Annotated in this window: 15 protein-coding genes; 6 read left to right on the forward strand and 9 right to left on the reverse strand. The window is 70.1% G+C overall.

From position 1 onward, the window contains the following. The first annotated feature begins 223 nt into the window (after positions 1 to 223). The 5 genes from ABFX54_RS52600 to ABFX54_RS52620 all read left to right on the forward strand — a co-directional run bounded on the left by ABFX54_RS52600 (position 224) and on the right by ABFX54_RS52620 (position 6,046). Positions 224 to 1,207 (forward strand): LacI family DNA-binding transcriptional regulator, encoded by a 984-nt coding sequence (locus ABFX54_RS52600; RefSeq protein ID WP_346114820.1) that lies wholly within the window; start codon positions 224 to 226, stop codon positions 1,205 to 1,207. A gap of 169 nt (positions 1,208 to 1,376) precedes the next feature. After that, positions 1,377 to 2,732, forward strand: coding sequence for an ABC transporter substrate-binding protein (locus ABFX54_RS52605; protein ID WP_346114821.1), 1,356 nt, complete (start codon positions 1,377 to 1,379; stop codon positions 2,730 to 2,732). A gap of 5 nt (positions 2,733 to 2,737) precedes the next feature. Continuing rightward, a complete protein-coding gene (locus ABFX54_RS52610) occupies positions 2,738 to 3,604 on the forward strand; it encodes a carbohydrate ABC transporter permease (RefSeq protein WP_346114823.1) in 867 nt (288 codons plus the stop codon). Continuing rightward, on the forward strand, positions 3,601 to 4,533 hold the full coding sequence (locus ABFX54_RS52615) for a carbohydrate ABC transporter permease (RefSeq protein WP_346114824.1): 933 nt from the start codon (positions 3,601 to 3,603) through the stop codon (positions 4,531 to 4,533). Before ABFX54_RS52610 ends, ABFX54_RS52615 begins: the two co-directional genes overlap by 4 nt. A gap of 4 nt (positions 4,534 to 4,537) precedes the next feature. Continuing rightward, entirely contained in the window at positions 4,538 to 6,046 is a 1,509-nt protein-coding gene (locus tag ABFX54_RS52620; RefSeq protein ID WP_346114825.1) for a glycoside hydrolase family 13 protein, read from the forward strand. Positions 6,047 to 6,110: 64 nt separating this feature from the next. Here ABFX54_RS52620 and ABFX54_RS52625 read toward each other — a convergent pair whose 3' ends face one another. Next, entirely contained in the window at positions 6,111 to 7,646 is a 1,536-nt protein-coding gene (locus tag ABFX54_RS52625) for a nitrilase-related carbon-nitrogen hydrolase (protein WP_346114826.1), read from the reverse strand. A 118-nt stretch (positions 7,647 to 7,764) separates the two neighbouring features. Between ABFX54_RS52625 and ABFX54_RS52630 the strand changes: the two genes are divergently transcribed. Continuing rightward, the gene (locus tag ABFX54_RS52630) at positions 7,765 to 8,295 is read left to right on the forward strand and encodes a carboxymuconolactone decarboxylase family protein (protein ID WP_346114827.1); all 531 of its coding nucleotides are present in this window, start codon (positions 7,765 to 7,767) and stop codon (positions 8,293 to 8,295) included. Positions 8,296 to 8,310: 15 nt separating this feature from the next. Here the strand turns inward: ABFX54_RS52630 and ABFX54_RS52635 are convergent, their stop codons facing one another. From ABFX54_RS52635 to ABFX54_RS52670, 8 genes are all read right to left on the reverse strand, one after another. Beyond that, entirely contained in the window at positions 8,311 to 9,228 is a 918-nt protein-coding gene (locus ABFX54_RS52635) for a phosphotransferase (protein WP_346114829.1), read from the reverse strand. Positions 9,229 to 9,230: 2 nt separating this feature from the next. Next, entirely contained in the window at positions 9,231 to 10,226 is a 996-nt protein-coding gene (locus ABFX54_RS52640; protein WP_346114830.1) for a LacI family DNA-binding transcriptional regulator, read from the reverse strand. 33 nt (positions 10,227 to 10,259) lie between these two features. Beyond that, complete coding sequence (locus tag ABFX54_RS52645) at positions 10,260 to 11,630, reverse strand: GH1 family beta-glucosidase (protein ID WP_346114832.1); 1,371 nt, start codon at positions 11,628 to 11,630, stop codon at positions 10,260 to 10,262. Next, a complete protein-coding gene (locus ABFX54_RS52650) occupies positions 11,627 to 12,430 on the reverse strand; it encodes a carbohydrate ABC transporter permease (protein WP_346114833.1) in 804 nt (267 codons plus the stop codon). Before ABFX54_RS52650 ends, ABFX54_RS52645 begins: the two co-directional genes overlap by 4 nt. Further along, the gene (locus ABFX54_RS52655; protein WP_346114834.1) at positions 12,427 to 13,389 is read right to left on the reverse strand and encodes a carbohydrate ABC transporter permease; all 963 of its coding nucleotides are present in this window, start codon (positions 13,387 to 13,389) and stop codon (positions 12,427 to 12,429) included. Before ABFX54_RS52655 ends, ABFX54_RS52650 begins: the two co-directional genes overlap by 4 nt. Further along, positions 13,386 to 14,687, reverse strand: coding sequence for an ABC transporter substrate-binding protein (locus tag ABFX54_RS52660; protein WP_346114835.1), 1,302 nt, complete (start codon positions 14,685 to 14,687; stop codon positions 13,386 to 13,388). The genes ABFX54_RS52655 and ABFX54_RS52660 overlap by 4 nt, the downstream gene beginning before the upstream one ends. A 214-nt stretch (positions 14,688 to 14,901) precedes the next feature. Next, the gene (locus tag ABFX54_RS52665; RefSeq protein WP_346114836.1) at positions 14,902 to 15,792 is read right to left on the reverse strand and encodes a serine/threonine-protein kinase; all 891 of its coding nucleotides are present in this window, start codon (positions 15,790 to 15,792) and stop codon (positions 14,902 to 14,904) included. Positions 15,793 to 15,943: 151 nt separating this feature from the next. Continuing rightward, positions 15,944 to 16,847, reverse strand: a 904-nt coding sequence (locus ABFX54_RS52670) for a restriction endonuclease subunit S domain-containing protein (protein ID WP_487047337.1), incomplete at its 5' end; no start/stop codon positions are given.

A 16,847-nucleotide genomic window follows, 5' to 3' on the forward strand; every position in this document is an offset into this window, starting at 1 on the left:
GGTCAGGCGGATGGCCGAACCATAAGATGTCGAGCAGATAGCCGCAATATTTCGATGAGATTGCGCAAACATTAGACTGACTGAAGTCGTGCCGTGCTGTTCGGAAGTGCTGGTCAGGAAGCGGGGAACGGCAGGAAGCCCGCCGTGGGCGTGGCGCAAACGACGACGTCCGATCTACGTAAGCGGTTGCAAGCGCTTGCGTGGATAGCCGTATAGTTTGCGCATGACACGACGACTCGCAGAGGTGGCCAAGAAGGTCGGGGTGAGCGAGGCGACCGTGAGCCGCGTGCTCAACGGCAAGCCCGGGGTGTCCGACGCGACCCGCGAGGCCGTGCTGACCGCGCTCGACGTGCTCGGCTACGAACGCCCCACCCAGCTGCGCGGCGACCGTGCCCGGCTGGTCGGCCTGGTGCTCCCCGAGCTGCAGAACCCGATCTTCCCCGCCTTCGCGGAAGTCGTCGGCGGCGCCCTGGCGCAGCAGGGCTTCACCTCGGTGCTGTGCACCCGCACGGTCGGCGGCGTCTCCGAGGCCGACTACGTGGACCTCCTCCTCCAGCAGCAGGTCAGCGGCGTGGTCTTCGCCGGCGGCCTGTACGCCCAGGCCGACGCCGCACACGGGCACTACGAGCTGCTGCACGAGCGCAAGCTGCCCACGGTCCTGGTCAACGCCGCCGTCCAGCACCTCGACTTCCCCCAGGTGTCGTGCGACGACGTGGTGGCCGCCGAGATGGCCATCGCCCACCTGCGGGCGCTCGGCCACGAGCGGATCGGCATGGTGCTCGGGCCCAAGGACCACATGCCCTCGCGGCGCAAGCTGGAGACGTTCCAGGCGCAGGGCGGCGACGCGGAGCTGGTCGAGCACACGATGTTCTCGCTGGAGGGCGGGCACGCGGCCGCCGCCCGGCTGGTCAGGCGCGGGGTCACCGGCGTGATCTGCGCCAGCGACCTGCTCGCGCTCGGCACCGTGCGCGCCGCCCGCCGGGCCGGCCTCTCCGTCCCCGCCGACATCTCGGTCATCGGCTTCGACGACTCGGCCCTGATGAACTGCACCGAGCCGCCGCTGACCACAGTCCGCCAGCCCATCGACGCCATGGGCCGCGCGGCGGTCGACCTCCTGGTCGCCCAGATCGACAAGGCCGTGGTGCCCGCCGACGAGCTCCTCTTCGAGCCCGAGCTGGTCGTCCGCGCCTCCACCGCCCGCGCCTGACCCCTGACCCCTGACCCCTGACCGCCGCAGGCCCGCTCCCTTGGCAGGGGCGGGCCTGCGGCCGCATGCGGCGTGACGGAGTCGTTATCTTGCAATATGAAGTCGAAATATTGCGCACTTCGGTCGCTGAACCTATGGTGTGGGCACCTCGCATCAGAAGGGTCAGACCATGCAGAGATCCACCGGACTCTCGCTAGTAACCGTGCTGGCGCTGGCGACCACGGCGGCTTGCGGCTCGGGCGAGCCCGCCGCCCCCGCGGCCAGCGGCGGCGCCAAGGCCGTCTCGATCACGGTGGCCTGCCAGCCGGCGAAGTCCGCGCCGAAGGAACGGCAGGCCTGGGACGACGACGTGGCGACGTTCATGAAGGACCACCCCGGCGTGACGGTCAAGAGCACGGACCAGCAGCCGTGCTTCGACCCCAAGACGTTCGGGCCCAAGCTGGCGGGCGGCCAGATGGAGACGGCCTTCGTGGTGCCCGTGACCAACTACAACGACGTGATCGCCAAGGGCCAGGCGCTGGACATCACGCCGTACACGAGCGCCATCAAGAACTGGAACGACCTGCGCGCCGACCACAAGGAACTGCTCACCAAGGACGGCAAGGTCTACGGCGTCCCCAACGTGCACTACAGCGTCGGCCTGGTCTACAACCGCGCCCTGTTCACCAAGGCCGGGCTCGACCCCAACAACCCGCCGAAGACCTGGGCCGAAGTCCGCGAGGCGGCCAAGAAGATCGCCGGGCTCGGCGCGGGACACGTCGGCTTCGGCGAGTACTCCGGCGGCAACACCGGCGGCTGGCACTTCACCCAGGCCATCTACGGCCGCGGCGGCAGCATCCTGACCCCCGACGACAAGAAGGCCGCGTTCAACTCACCCGAAGGCAAGGCCGTGCTGCAGACCCTGCACGACATGCGCTGGGTGGACAACAGCATGGGCACCAAACTGCTGGTCGGCTGGGAGTCGCTCATGGTCGCCATGGGCAGCGGCAAGGTCGGCATGATGCTCGGCGCGCCCGACGTGGTCACCGACGTGGTGAACAAGTTCAAGGGCAACGTGGCCGACTACGGCATCACCGGCTTCCCCGAGGCCAAGGCGTCGCTCAGCGGCGGCGAAGCGTTCATGATCAACCCGAAGGCCACGCCTGAGGAGGCCAAGGCCGCGCTGGAGTGGATCGACTTCCGCTTCAACACCGTCGGCAAGGGCCGCTTCGACTTCGCCCGCGGAAAGAGCATCGGCAACCCCGTCGGCGTCCCCGACAACGCCGTCTTCGGCGACTCGCCGACCGGCCAGGCCATCCAGGCCGACCGGGTCAAGAACGCCTCGCTCCCGGTCGAGAACTACGCCTCCTACGTCCAGGCGGCCGGCACGATCCCGCCGAAGGCCGAGCCGGTGCACGCCCAGGAGCTGTACGCCGTCCTCGACGTGCCGATGTCGGGCGTCCTGAGCCGTAAGGAAGCCGACATCGACCAGTTGCTCGCGGACGCCGAGACCAAGGCCAACTCGGTGCTGGCGGCCAAGGGCTGACCCGTATGCAGATCTTGAGGCGCAACCTGACGGCCTACGGGTTCTTGTGCGCGGCGCTGGCCTGCTTCACGGTGTTCGCCTGGTATCCGATGGTCAGGGAGTTCATCCTGAGCTTCCAGAAGACCGACCTGATCAACGAGCCGATCTGGGTGGGCTTGGACAACTTCAAGACGGCCTTCCTGGACCCGGCCTTCGGCGAAGCCTGGCTGAACACCCTGGAGTTCACGCTCCTCGCCCTGCTGTGCGGCTATGCCGTGCCGTTCGTCGTCGCGCTCGTGCTCAACGAGCTGCGCCACGCCCGGGCCTACCTGCGGTTCGTGGTCTACCTGCCGGTCATGCTGCCGCCGATCGTGGCGGTGCTGCTGTTCAGGTGGTTCTACGACCCGGGGCCCGGGCTGTTCAACCAGGTGCTCGACGTGCTCGGCCTGCCGCCGCTGGCCTGGCTGGACAGCTCGTCCACCGCCCTGATCTCCCTGGTCATCGTCTCGACCTGGATGAACATGGGCAGCGCGACGCTGATCTACCTGGCCGCACTGCAGAACATCCCGCCCGAGCTGTACGAGGCCGCCGAGCTCGACGGCGCCGGCATCTGGAAGCGGATCAGGCACGTCACGATCCCGCAGACCCGGCTGATCCTGCTGCTCATGCTCATGCTGCAGATCGTGGCGACCATGCAGGTGTTCATCGAGCCGTACATGCTCACCGGCGGCGGGCCGGAGAACGCGACGGTCACGGTCGCGTACCTGATGTTCCAGAACGCGTTCACGCTGCAGGACTACGGCTCGGCCGGGGCGCTCGGCATGATGCTGATGATCGTGCTGCTCGTCTTCGCGGCCTTCCAGCTCCGGCTGACCAGGGAGGACAAGGCGTGATCTCCGTCGGGGCCCGGGCGACCACCGGGCACAAGCGGGGCAGGAAGAGGTCGCCGAAGCCCATCGAGGTGCAGTTCCGCACGATCGTCTCGCCTCATCAGCTCAACAGCAGGTGGGGCCGGCGGATCTACTGGCTCGTGCTGGCCGCGGTGTTGGTGACGTTCACGCTGGCCTTCGTCTTCCCGCTCTACTGGATGGTGACGGGCGCGCTGAAGACGCCGGAGGAGCTGGCGCAGATGCCGCCGACGCTCGTGCCGGCCGAGCCGAGCACGGACGCGTTCTTCGAGGCGTGGGACCTGTTCGACATCGGCACGCTGCTGGTGAACACCGCCTACTACTCGCTCGGCGGCTGGGTCGTCTGCATGGCCGTGGACGTCTCGGCGGCGTACGCGCTGTCGAAGCTGCGGCCGATGTTCGGCAACGTCATCCTCGGCATGATGCTGGCCACGCTGATGATCCCGGCGATGGTCGTGCTGATCCCGCTGTACGTCACGGTCGTCGACCTGGGCCTGCTGAACAACCCGTGGGCGCTGTGGCTGCCCGCGGCGGCCAACGGCTTCAACATCTTCCTGCTCAAGCGCTTCTTCGACTCGATCCCCAGGGAGCTGATCGAGGCCGCGCAGATCGACGGGGCGGGGCCGGTGCGCATCCTGCGCTCGGTGGTCCTGCCCATCTCCAGGCCCATCCTGGGCGTGGTCTCGATCTTCACGATCGTCACCTCGTTCAAGGACTTCGTCTGGCCGCTGCTGGTCATGACCGACAGCGACAAGATGACGATCAGCGTGGGCCTGTCGCAGACGGCCGGCGCCGTCACCCAGAACCAGGTCATGGGCGGGCTGCTGATCACCAGCATTCCCATGATCGTTGTTTTCTTCATCTTCCAACGGCACATCATGGCGGGCCTGACCGCCGGAAGCATCAAGGGATGAGCGCATGTCGCAAACGTGGTGGCGGGGGGCCGCGATCTACCAGGTCTACCTGCGTAGTTTCGCCGACGGGAACGGCGACGGCGTGGGAGACCTCGCCGGCCTGCGCGCCCGCCTGCCGTACTTGAAGGAACTCGGGATCGACGCCATCTGGCTCAACCCGTGGTACCCGTCGCCGATGGCCGACGGCGGCTACGACGTGGCCGACTACCGGGACATCGAGCCCGTCTTCGGCACGCTCGGCGAGGCCGAGCGCTTCATCCAGGAGGCGCACGACCTCGATGTCAAGGTCATCATCGACGTGGTCCCGAACCACAGCTCCACCGAGAGCGCCTGGTTCAAGGAGGCCCTGGCGAACCCGGCCGCCCGCGACCGGTTCTGGTTCGCCGACGAGCCGCTCAACGACTGGCAGTCGATCTTCGGCGGCCCGGCGTGGACGCAGGTCCCCGACGGCCAGTGGTATCTGCACCTGTTCGCTCCCGAGCAGCCGGACTTCAACTGGACGAACCCCGAGGTGCACCGGGAGTTCGAGGACGTGCTGCGCTTCTGGTTCGACCGCGGCGTGGACGGCGTCCGCATCGACTCGGCGGCGCTGCTGATCAAGTCCGACACCGCGTACGAAGACCTCGACGAGGTCCACGACGTCTACCGCCGGTGGCGCGAGGTGGCCGACGAGTATGGCGAGCGCGTCCTGATCGGGGAGGTATGGCTCCCCGATCAGGAGCGTTTCGCGCTCTACCTCCGCCCCGACGAGCTGCACACGGCCTTCAACTTCGACTTCCTGTCCTGCGCCTGGGACCCGGCCGACCTGCTCAGGTCGATCGAGCTCACGCTGGCCACGCACACCCCGGTCGGCGCCCCGCCGACGTGGGTGCTGTCCAACCACGACGTGACCAGGCCGGTCACCCGGTACGGCCGCGCCGACACCTCGTTCGCGCACGGCGGAGCCCTGCACGGCACCCCCTCGGACCCCGAGCTGGGCTACCGCCGGGCCCGCGCGGCCGCGCTGCTGGCCATGGCCCTGCCCGGCTCGCTCTACGTCTACCAGGGCGAGGAGCTGGGCCTGCCGGAGGTGGAGGACCTGCCGGACGAGCTGCGCCAGGACCCGATGTACGCCCGCTCGGGCGGCACCAACCCCGGGCGCGACGGCTGCCGCATCCCGCTGCCGTGGTCGGGCGACGAGCCCCCGTTCGGGTTCGGCGACGGCACGCCCTGGCTGCCGCAGCCGGAGAGCTGGCGCAAGCTGACGGCCGAGGCCCAGCGGACGGACCTCGACTCGATGCTCAACCTCTACCGCAGGGGGCTGGAGCTGCGGCGCAGGCTGCTCGGGGACGGGACGCTGACCTGGCTGCCGCTAGGGGAGGAGGTGCTGGCCTTCACCCGCGACTCGGGCCTGACCAGCGTCACGAACATGGGCCACGACCCGATCCCGCTGCCCGCGGGAACGGTCGTGCTGGCCAGCGGCCCGATCGAGGACGGCCTGCTGCCCTCGGACACCACCGCCTGGCTGACCTGACGGATCCCCCGGGCGGTCCTGCCGCCGCCCGGGGGCGCTCAGGGCCGTTCGCCGGTGGGCCCGGTCAGGCTTGGCTTCGCTCGGGGACGGCCCGGCTCACGCCGTCCCCACTCCCGCGCGTCGTGCGGGACTCTCCCGTACGGGCCGACGGGCGCTTGCCGCGGGTGGCGAGCAGCGCGGCCAGCGTCATGGCCACGCACACCCAGCCGAACCAGTCGCCGAAGCGCGCGTACACCGTGGGTCCTGCGGGCCCGGCGGGCACGTCGGCGACGGCCGTGACGAACGGCTCGCGCGTCCCCTCCGTGTCGGCCGAGGCCAGCACCCGTCCCCACGGGTCGGAGATCACCGGCGTGCCCCACTGCGCCGACCAGGCCAGCGAGAACCCGCTCTCCACCCCGCGCAGCAGCCCCATCCGGCTGTGCTGCCAGCCGTTGCCGTACTCGTCGGCCGCGGGCACCGCCAGCAGCCGCGCCCCCGCCCGCCCGTAGCTCCGGCTGGGGTCCGGGAAGTTGAGGTCCATGCAGTTCGCCAGGCCGACCAGCCCGTCGCGGGAGAACGCGAGCTCGGTGCCCTTCCTGAACGGGGCTCCGGGCGCGAAGTGCCACTTCGCGTAGTACACGGGCTTCGTCCCGTCGGCGGGGAGCAGCACCGAGTAGTTGTACTTCAGGCCGGGAGCCTGGTGCACGACTCCCACCACCACGTCGGTGCCGCGGGCCCGCCCGGCCTCCGCGAGCGGGCCGACCACGGTGGGCAGGCTCGTCTCGTCGGTGCCGAACGCCCCCTCGGGCAGCACCACCGTACGCACGCCGCCGGGCAGGGCCGCGATCCGGTCGGCGTACGAGCGGACCAGATCACGCCCGCCCGCGCTCGCGGCGTCCGGCGCCCACTGGTACCTGGTCGCGGCCAGCACCGCCACCCGCAGCGAGCCGTCCTCACCTGCCCCGGCCTGCCGTGCGCCGTCGTCGGCGCCGGCCAGCCGCCACGCCCCGAACCCCAGCGCGAGCCCGCAGACCAGCACGGCCGCCAGCCCGCCGCGCAGCCGGGCCCGCGCGTCCGCCCCCGGCGACAGCAGCGCCGCCACCGCGCACGGCACGAACAGCACCAGGAACTCCACGCCCCAGGCCCCCGTCACTGAGGCGAGCTGGACGACGACCGGCACCTCGGCCTGGTTGGTGGCCAGCGGCCAGATGATCCCCGACGGGTTGACCAGTGTGAACAGGTGCAGGACGGCCACCCAGAGCGCCGGCCCGGCGAACGCCGCCACCGTCGGACGCCCGCGCCGCACGAGCGCGCGGAAGAGCAGCGGCACCAGGCCGAACAGCAGCGAGCTGCCCGCCACGATGAGCATCCCGATCGGCAGCGGCACCGACGGCGTCCGGAGGAAGAACTCGATCTGCCCGGCCTGCCCCAGAAGATAGGCGAGAAAGGCGACGCTGTACGCCGCGCGTCCGCTCACCCGTGAAGCCAGCCAGAGGATCGGCAGAGGCGCGAGCCACGTCAGCGCCGGGATCGGCGCGAAGCCGGTGCCGAGGAAGAACAGCCCGGCCGAGGCGGCGAGCGCCATGAGCGAGTACGTCGCCGCTAATTTCCCCCGAATCATGTATACACCGTAAACGGCGATTGTTTACGGTGTCAACGTAGGAGCCGCCTCCGCGCGGGCCCGGCCGTCGTATCCTCCAGGCGACGACGGTGAACGCCCCCGAGGAGAGGGAACCAAGGTGACCCCACGGCTGCGCAGAACGCCCCCGAACGACCTGGACGCCGAGACGAGGACGCTCTACGACAAGATCACCTCGGGTCCGCGCGGCGGGTTCATGGTCGACGGGGAGGGCGGACTCACCGGGCCGTTCAACGCGATGTTGCTCAGCCCGCCCGTGGGCGACCCGCTGCAGGAGCTCGGGGCGGCGCTCCGCTACCGCTCCACGCTCACCGACCGGGCACGGGAGCTGGCGATCCTGGTGGTGGCCGGGCACCAGGACAGCGCGTTCGAGCAGGCGGCCCACGAGCCCATCGCCCGGGGCCTGGGCTTCACCGAGGAGCAGGTGCGGGCGTTGCGCGCCGGCTCGCCGCCGGCCCTGTCCGACCCAGGGGAGGCGGCGGTGCTGCGGGTGGCCCGCGCCCTGGTGACGAAGGGGGATCTGGACGACGAGGAGTACGCGGTGCTGGGGGAACGGGAGCTGTTCGAGCTGACCACATTGGTCGGCTACTACTCCACCCTGGCACTCCAGCTCCGCGTCTTCCGCGTCTGAGCCCTCAGCCGCTGGTCAGCGGGTCGCGCCCGTGGGGTCGCGGAGCCAGGCGTCCAGGGCGGCGCGGGCGCCGGCGGCGTGCTCAGGAAAGCGCAGGGCCCTCACCAGCACCCACAGCGTGCCCTGGAGCCCACGTGCCGCGACGAACGCGCGCAGCTCCGGGTCGTCGGGATCGGCCCCGTACGCCCGCACGGCGGCCCGCCCGTCGAGGCGGGTCGTCCGTGACAGGCAGGCCAGGTCCCATCCCACGGGCGCGGACATGCACTCCTCGAAGTCGTTCCACAGCAGCCCGGCCGGCGTGGCCAGCAGATTGCCCGGATGCGCGTCCCCATGCACGACCTGCGCCGCCCGCCCGTCCCCGCCCGCCTGTCCGCCCTCGGTCTCGCCCTGGCCCGTGCCGTGACCGGTGCCGAGGCGTTCCACCAGGTCGGCGTGGGCGGTGCGGAGGCGGTCGTGGGCGTCGGGGTCGATCTTGCCGGACAGCAGCTCCAGCAGCCGTACCGGCTCATGAAGCACCGGCCCGAGCAGCGGCAGCTCGCCGGGGAACGCGCGCAGGACCGCGTGCAGCTCGGCCAGCATCCGCCCGGCCGTGTCCGGTGCCGGCACGTGCCCGGGATCGTGCTCGGCGTAGGCCCAGAAGGACAGCGTCACCCCGTCCCGTACGTGCGGCCCAGGGGGCAGCAGGTCGCTCGGCGGCACCACCGGCGCCCCGGACGCGTGCAGGTGGGACGCGACGGCCAGCTCGCGTTCCAGCGCCTCGGCGGGCCGGGGACGGCCGAGCGCGGTGACGGTGGGGATCCGCGCCACGATCGGCGCGGGCCGCAGGTGGACGCGCAGGTTGAAGGAGTCGTTGAGCACGACCGGCTCCCGCACCCGCACGCCGTGCTCCTCCGCCAGAGCGACAGCGGCGGACACGGCGGTGCGGGAGACCATGCTCAGGCGGACTCTCTGACCACGAGCTCCGTGGGCAGGATGATCGGATCGGTCGGCCCGCCCTCGAAGAGGTTGAGCAGCAGCCGCACCATGGCCGCCGCCTGCTCCGCGACCGGATGCCGCAGCGTCGTCAGCGGCGGCTCGGTGTATTTGGCCGCCTCGATGTCGTCGAAGCCCACCACGGCCACGTCGTCGGGCACCCGCCGGCCCGCCTGCCGCAGCGACTGCAGCGCCCCGACCGCCATCAGGTCGTTGGCCACGAAGACGGCGTCGAGCCCGGGATCGTCGCCGAGGAGCTGGCGCATGGCCACCGCCCCCGACTCGCGGGTGAAGTCGCCGACGGCCACGATCGAGCGGCGGTCGGAGTCGCGCAGCACGTTGCGGTAGCCGGACAGCCGGTCCTGGCCGGCGATCATGTCCTGCGGCCCGGCGATCGTGGCGATCCTGCGCCGCCCGGCCTCGACCAGGTGCCGCACCCCGGCCTCGGCCCCGCCCACATTGTCGTTGTCGACGAAGGGGATGTCGACGGGGACGGCGGGCCGCCCGTACGAGACGACGGGGACGCGCAGCCGGGACAGCGCGGACGGCAGCGGGTCGGCGCCGTGCATGGACAGCAGCATCACGCCGTCGACGTGACCGCCGGAGATGTAGCGCTCCACCCTGGCGTGACTCTTGGGTGAGGACGCCAGCATCAGCACGACCTGCTTGTTGATCGCCTCCAGCTCCATCGAGGCGGACCTGATGGCGGTGGAGAACAGCGGGTCCTCGGAGAAGACGCGGGTGCCCGGCTCGCTGACCACCAGGGCGACCGAGTCGGTGCGCTGGGTGACCAGGCTGCGGGCCGCCGAGTTGGGCACGTAGCCCAGCTCGTCGATCGCGCGCTGCACCGCGTCGCGGATGTGGGGGGCCACCGTCGTCTGCCCGTTGACCACCCGGGACGCGGTGGCACGCGAGACACCCGCCCGGGCGGCGACCGCCTCCAGGGTCGGGCGTCTCATGACTGTCTCAGAAGGGAGAGCACGGGCAAAAATCTACAGCCCGTTCCGGCCGATGACGTCCCGGTACCACAGCGCGCTGTCCTTGGGCGTCCGGGTCTGCGTGGCGTAGTCGACGTGCACGATGCCGAACCTGCGCCGGTAGCCCTCGGCCCACTCGAAGTTGTCGAGCAGCGACCACACCAGGTATCCGCGCAGGTCGGCGCCCGCCTCGATGGCATTGTGCACCTCGCGCAGATGCCCGTCGAGATACGCCACCCGATCGTCGTCGTGCACGCGCCCGTCCTCCACGACGTCGTCGAAGGCCGCGCCGTTCTCGGTCACCATGAGTCCGACCTGCGGATAGTCCTTGGAGAGCCGCACGAGCAGCCGGGACAGTCCGTCGGGGACGATCGGCCAGCCCATCGCGGTCGTGGGCGCGTCCGTGGTGGCGAACCTGACGTCCTCCGAGCCCGGCCACGCGGCGTCGGCGGGCAGCCCTGGGCCCGACTCGACCACGCACGGGTTGTAGTAGTTGATGCCGATCAGGTCGATGGGGGCGTTGATCAGCTCCAGGTCGCCGTCCTTGATGTGGCCGGTCCCGCCGTTGCGCTCGGCGGCCGCCAGCACCTCCTCCGGGTACGTGCCGCGCAGGGCCGGGTCCAGGAACTGCCGGGTGAGCAGCGCGTGGATGCGGTCGGTGGCGGCCGCGTCGGCCTCCGAGGCCACCGCCGAGGGGTCGTTGACCTGGGCCGGGGTGAGCACGGGCGCGGAGTTGACCACCAGCATGATGCTGCGCGCCCCCGCCTCGCGCAGCCGCCGCGCCGCCAGGCCGTGGCCGAGCAGCAGGTGATGCGCCGAGCGCAGGGCGTCGGCCGGGTCGCGCCGGCCCGGCGCGTGCACGCCGTTGCCGTAGCCGAGGAAGGCGGCCACCCACGGCTCGTTCAGCGTCGCCCAGTCGGTGACCCGGTCGCCGAGCTTGTCATGGACGGCCTGGGCGTAGTCGGCGAAGCGGTAGGCGGTGTCGCGGTCGGTCCAGCCGCCACGGTCCTCCAGCGCCTGGGGTAGATCCCAGTGATAAAGGGTGACATATGGCGAAATCTTGGCGGCCAGGAGTTCGTCCACGAGCCGGTCGTAGAACGCCAGGCCGCGCGGGTTGGTCGGGCCTTCGCCGTCCGGCTGGATGCGCGGCCACGCCACGGAGAACCGGTAGGCCCCCAGCCGCAGCTCACGCATCAGCCCGACGTCGTCCCGGTAGCGGTGATAGTGGTCGCAGGCCACGTCGCCGTTGTCGCCGTCGGCCACGTTCCCGGGGGTGTGGGAGAAGGTGTCCCAGATCGACTGGCCCCGCCCGTCCTCCTTGACCGCCCCCTCGATCTGATAGGAGGCCGTGGCTGCTCCCCAGACGAAGTCCTCGGGAAAGATCATCCCTTAACAGCTCCTTGCATGATTCCACCGATGATTTGCTTGCCGAACAGGGCGAACACGGCCACGAGCGGCAGGGTCCCGATCGCGGTGCCTGCGAGGCCGAGCACATAGTCGTTGACGTACCCGCTGGCCAAGGTCGACAGCGCCACCTGGACGGTCGGATTGTCCGGGCTCAGCACGACCAGCGGCCAGAAGTAGTCGTTCCAGGCCGACATGAACGTCAGCATGCCCAGCACCGCCGCCGCCGGCCGCGCGGCCGGCAGCACGACGTGCCAGAACAGCCCCCAGGTGCTGCACCCGTCCACCCGGCCCGCCTCCAGCAGCTCGTTGGGCAGGGCGCGGGAGAGGTACTGGGTCATGAAGAACACGCCGAACGCGTTGACCAGCGCGGGCACGATCAGCGCGTAGTTGGTGCCGGTCCACTCCAGCTTCACCATGAGCATGTAGAGCGGGATGATGCCGAGCTGCGCCGGGACCATCATGGTCGCGACGGTGATCACGAGCATGACGTTCCTGCCCCTGAACCTCAGCTTGGCGAAGGCGAAGCCGGCCAGCGTGGAGAAGAACATCACCGCGACCGAGATCGACCCGGCCACGATGACCGAGTTGACCAGCGCGAGCCCGAAGGGCACGGTGTCGAAGACCCGGGCCACGTTGGCGAAGAAGTTCCCGCCGGGCAGCAGCGGCGGCGGCACCTCGGCCAGCGCCGAGTTGTGCCTGGAGGCCACCACGACGCTGTAGTAGAGCGGGAAGGCCGAGAAGAAGGCCACCGCGGTCAAAGTCAGATAACGCAGCTTCACAGCACACCGCCCTTCACCTTGCGGGTGATGAGGAAGTTGATCCCGGCGACGATCACCACGGCCAGGAACATCAGCCACGACGCCGCGGAGGCGTAACCGAAGTCGAACGTCGAGTTCGCGAAGGCCTGCTCGTAGACGTACAGCGCCAGGGTCTGGAACTGACGGTCGGGGCCGCCCGTGGCGATGCCGCCACCGCCGCCGCTGCTCTGCCCGAACAGCAGGGGCTCGGCGATGATCTGCATGGCGCCGATCGTGGAGACGATGACCACGAAGATGATCGTCGGCCGGATCATCGGGATCGTGATCCGGCGCAGCTGGGTGAAGTTGCTCGCGCCGTCGAGGGTGGCCGCCTCGTACAGCTCACGCGGTACGGCCTGCATGGCCGCCAGGAAGATCAGCGCGTTGTACCCGGTCCAGCGCCACATGATCATCACCGACAGCGCGATGTGCGAGGTGGCCGTGCCCGCCGCCCAGTCGATGTTCCCGGCCCTGAACCACGACAGGACCCAGTTGATCATGCCGAAGTCGCGGCCGAAGAGCTGGCTGAAGATCACTACCACCGCCACCACGCTCGTGACGTTGGGCAGCAGCAGCGCGACCCGGAACAGCGTCTGGAAGCGCAGCCGCCGGTTCAGCAGGTGCGCCAGCCAGATCGACAGCGCGAGCTGCGGCACCGTCGACAGCACGCCGATGGACAGGGTGTTGAAGGTGGCGTTCCAGAAGTAGTCGTCGGCGAGCAGCGTCGTGTAGTTGGCCGTTCCGACGAACTCCTGCGTCTCCGACAGCAGGGTCCACTCGTGCAGGCTCACCCAGGCCGTGTAGATCAGCGGGAACAGGCCGAAGGCGCAGAACAGCAGGAAGAACGGGGCCACGTAGGCGTACGGCGACACCCTCACGTCGAGGGTGTGCCGCACGCCGCGCCTACGCCGTCGCGACACCGCGAGGGGAAGGGTGCTCATTTGATCTTCTTGACGTCCTCGAGCACCTGCGCCCACGCCTCGTCCGGCGTCTGCTTGCCCTGCTCGACCCGGCCGAGGCCGTTGCCGATGACCGTGCGGACGTCGGCCTCCTTCGGGCCGAGGTGCTGCGGCTTGAGCGCCTTGGCGGCCTCGGAGTAGATCTTGCCGATGGGGGCGTCGCCGAAGAACGGCTTGGTGAAGTTCTGGATGGACGGGTCGTCGTAGAGGGACGGGATCGACGGGAAGGTGCCCTCCTCCTTGAACACCTTGGCCTGGTTGTCCTTGGAGGTGAGGAAGTCGATCAGTTCGGCCGCCTCCTTCGGGTGCTTGCTCTGCTTGGGCACCATCAGGTGCGAGCCGCCGCTGTTGCCCGAACCGCCGGGCACGGCCGCGATGTCCCACTTGCCGGAGGCGTCCTTGGCCTGCTCCTGGATGAAGCCGGTCATCCAGGCCGGGCAGATGATCGTGGCGAACGAGCCCTTGGCGAAGCCGGTGTTCCACGGGGGCGAGAAGGCCGCCAGCTTGGCGGTCAGGCCCTCCTGAGTCAGCCGGTTCGACAGGTCCCAGGCCTTCTTCACCTCGGGGTTGCTCTCCACGATGATGTTGTCCTGGGCGTCGTACAGGCCGACGGGCGCCTGGTTGACCATGGCGCGGAAGATCTCACCGGGGGAGTCCACGAACTTGGCGCCGGCCACGTTCGCCCCGGCGAACTTCTTGCCGGTCTCGATGTACTGCTCCCACGTCGGCCAGAGCGCCGCGACCTCCGTGCGGTCGTCCGGCAGCCCGGCCTTCTTGAACAGGTCCTTGCGGTAGCACATGGCCAGGCCGCCCACGTCCGTGCCGAGGCCGAGGACCTGCCCGCCGTCCTTGCTCAGGCCCTGCTGCCACTTCCAGTCGAGGTAGTCGGCCTGCCGCTTGTCCAGCCCGAACTGCTTGAGGTCGGTGAACTTGCCCGGCTGGGCGGTGAACGTGCTGATGTAGCCGACCTCGACCGCCGCGACGTCCCCCGCGCCGGCGTTCGTGGCCAGCCGCTTGACCAGGTTGCTGTGGTGGTCGTTGAACTGCGTGACGTTCTCGACGATCTCGACGTTCGGGTGCGTCTTCTTGTACTCCTCGTAGAGCGGCTTGAAGCCGAAGTCGCCGAACAGGTCGACGGTCAGTTTGATCTTCTCTCCTGGCTTGGCGCTCGACTCCGCCGCGGTGTTGCCACCGCCACCGCCGCCACCGCACGCGGTCGCCAGGGCGAGGACGGACGCGGTGAGCACGGGCAGGCCGAGCCGCCGGATGCGAGGGGTCATGGAAACCCTCCATGGTTGGAGCTGGGGGACGAGTGAGAGAGCGCTCTCTCAAGAGATTGTTGGAGCTCACACGCCTCTGTCAACGGGTGTTAAATAACGATCCGAATTCTGCGAGAGAGCGCGTTCACTGATTCCCCGGCGTGCCGGGGGTCATCGTGGAAGCACGTGGAAGAGCCGTCGCGGCCGGTCGGGCGGCGAGGGAGGTCGCGGCCGGTCAGCCGGTGAGCGCGCGTCCCGCCATGCGGGCGTACATGCGGCCGGGGCTCGGGGCCTGCGTCAGGAAGCCGGGCAACATGGGCAGATCCACCGCGAAAGGGTCGAGGCGCTCGTACAGCTCGTTCGCGTCGGCGGGACGGTCGTCCGGCTGCTTGGCCAGCAGTTGCGCCAGCAGCGCGCCCAGGGGCTCAGGCAGCCCTGGTATGGTCGGCGGGCGCTCCTTGACCTGCTGCTCGAAGACCACGTAGTCGGTGGGCCCGGTGAAGAGCTGGCGGCCGGTCAGCATCTCGTGCAGGACACAGCCGAGCGAGTAGAGGTCGCTGCGCGGCTCGGCCACGCCGTGCTGGATCTGCTCGGGCGCCATGTACGCCGGCGTGCCCAGGATCTGCCCGATCCTCGTGAACGTGGTGACGTCCGCGTCCCGCAGCATGGCCAGGCCGAAGTCCAGCACCTTCACGCTGCCGTCGGGGCAGAGCATGAGGTTGGTCGGCTTGAGGTCCCGGTGACAGATCGCCAGCGCGTGGGCCGCCGACAGCACCGCGCACGCCTGGGCCGCGATGGCCGCCGCCCACGGCACGGGCAGCGGCCCGTGCTCGTGCACCACGTCGGCCACCGTGACGCCCTCGATGAACTGCATCACCTGGTAGAGCCGCTGCTCGTGGGTGCCGAAGTCGTAGAGCACGGGCGCGCCCGGATGCTCAAGCCTGGCCAGGATGCGCGCCTCGCGGATGAACCTGCGCTCCAGCTCGTGATCGGGCCCGCTGGGCAGCCGCAGCAGCTTGACCGCGACCCGCCGGTCGAGGTGGCGGTCGTGACCCGCGTAGACCGCGCCCATGCCGCCCTGCCCAAGAGGAAGGTCGTCGAGCACATAGCGGTCGCCGATGACCATTACCGTCCCTCCCGCAGCCTTCCGGGAAAAACTACACTGTCGGGCGGCTGAGCCCGCCTCATAAAGCGAGGCGATTCCGGTGCTGAGCGACGACGTGCGGCGAACAGGGCCTCGACCACTGCGCCAATCAGTGGGCCGACCACTGCACCAATCACTGCGCCGATGACTGGGCCCCGTGGGCGGGGGGATGGAGGTGGCCGTCGGCCAGGCCGTCGAGACCGAGTCTGATGAGCGTCTGACCCAGCGTCGAGGTCTCGCGGATGGCGTCGTCGAGCACCGCCAGTTGCCGGAACGCCTCGCCGTACGCCTTCTGCTCCTTCAGCGACAGCCGGGGCAGCCGGGTGCGGCGCACGTCGAACCGGCTGGAGCCGGTCGTCACCCGCCCGCCGGCCGCGCGCAGGAAGCCGGCCAGGAAGTCGGGGTCGAGCCGGCGGCCGTCGACCCGGTAGAGGGTCAGGTGGGGGCCGAGCACCGCCCCCGCGCCGTCCTCCATCACGCGTACGGCGGAGTAGGAGGCCACCACGTCACCGGGCCTGATCGCGACCAGCCCCTGCTGCACGGTGGTCGAGCCGGACGGCGCGCCGCCGGTGAAGACGTCGTCGGCGGTCAGCACCGGCACCTCGCCCCCGTCGGCGGCCATCTTGGGCGGGGCCTGCGACGTGCTCACCAGGCCCTCCTTGATCAGGTCGCCCAGCGTGGTGGCGGGCTGGTCGAGCGGCTGCTCCAGCACCTTGAGGTCCGGCGGCACGGCGGTGGCGGCGAGGAAGCGGTCGCGGGCCTCGGCGAAGGCCCGCCCGAGGTCGTCGCGCCGCTGGTGCCTGGCCGGGGTCATGTCGACCTCGTCGGCCAGCAGGTCGATGATGCGCACGGTCTGATCGGACCGTTCCTCCAGATACGCCTGCCAGGCCGGCTCCACCACCGACAGGTCGGCCGTGGCGTCGAGGATCAGCACCTCGGACGGCGGCCGGTCGCCCGGCGCCGGGCGGCGCAGCAGCCACAGGTCGGAGCCGGGCAGCGCCACGACCGCGCGCAGCGTGCCGGCGCGCAGCAGGTTG

It is taken from the genome of Nonomuraea maheshkhaliensis (genome assembly GCF_039529435.1).
Classification (GTDB): Bacteria; Actinomycetota; Actinomycetes; order Streptosporangiales; family Streptosporangiaceae; genus Nonomuraea; species Nonomuraea maheshkhaliensis.

Excerpts from the sequence above, each read along its gene's own strand:
- ABFX54_RS52600 (WP_346114820.1), top strand. The coding sequence starts at position 224 with ATGACACGACGACTCGCAGAGGTGGCCAAGAAGGTCGGGGTGAGCGAG.
- ABFX54_RS52605 (WP_346114821.1), top strand. The coding sequence starts at position 1,377 with ATGCAGAGATCCACCGGACTCTCGCTAGTAACCGTGCTGGCGCTGGCG.
- ABFX54_RS52610 (WP_346114823.1), top strand. The coding sequence starts at position 2,738 with ATGCAGATCTTGAGGCGCAACCTGACGGCCTACGGGTTCTTGTGCGCG.
- ABFX54_RS52620 (WP_346114825.1), top strand. The coding sequence starts at position 4,538 with ATGTCGCAAACGTGGTGGCGGGGGGCCGCGATCTACCAGGTCTACCTG.
- ABFX54_RS52625 (WP_346114826.1), bottom strand. The coding sequence starts at position 7,646 with ATGATTCGGGGGAAATTAGCGGCGACGTACTCGCTCATGGCGCTCGCC.
- ABFX54_RS52635 (WP_346114829.1), bottom strand. The coding sequence starts at position 9,228 with ATGGTCTCCCGCACCGCCGTGTCCGCCGCTGTCGCTCTGGCGGAGGAG.
- ABFX54_RS52640 (WP_346114830.1), bottom strand. The coding sequence starts at position 10,226 with ATGAGACGCCCGACCCTGGAGGCGGTCGCCGCCCGGGCGGGTGTCTCG.
- ABFX54_RS52645 (WP_346114832.1), bottom strand. The coding sequence starts at position 11,630 with ATGATCTTTCCCGAGGACTTCGTCTGGGGAGCAGCCACGGCCTCCTAT.
- ABFX54_RS52655 (WP_346114834.1), bottom strand. The coding sequence starts at position 13,389 with ATGAGCACCCTTCCCCTCGCGGTGTCGCGACGGCGTAGGCGCGGCGTG.
- ABFX54_RS52660 (WP_346114835.1), bottom strand. The coding sequence starts at position 14,687 with ATGACCCCTCGCATCCGGCGGCTCGGCCTGCCCGTGCTCACCGCGTCC.
- ABFX54_RS52665 (WP_346114836.1), bottom strand. The coding sequence starts at position 15,792 with ATGGTCATCGGCGACCGCTATGTGCTCGACGACCTTCCTCTTGGGCAG.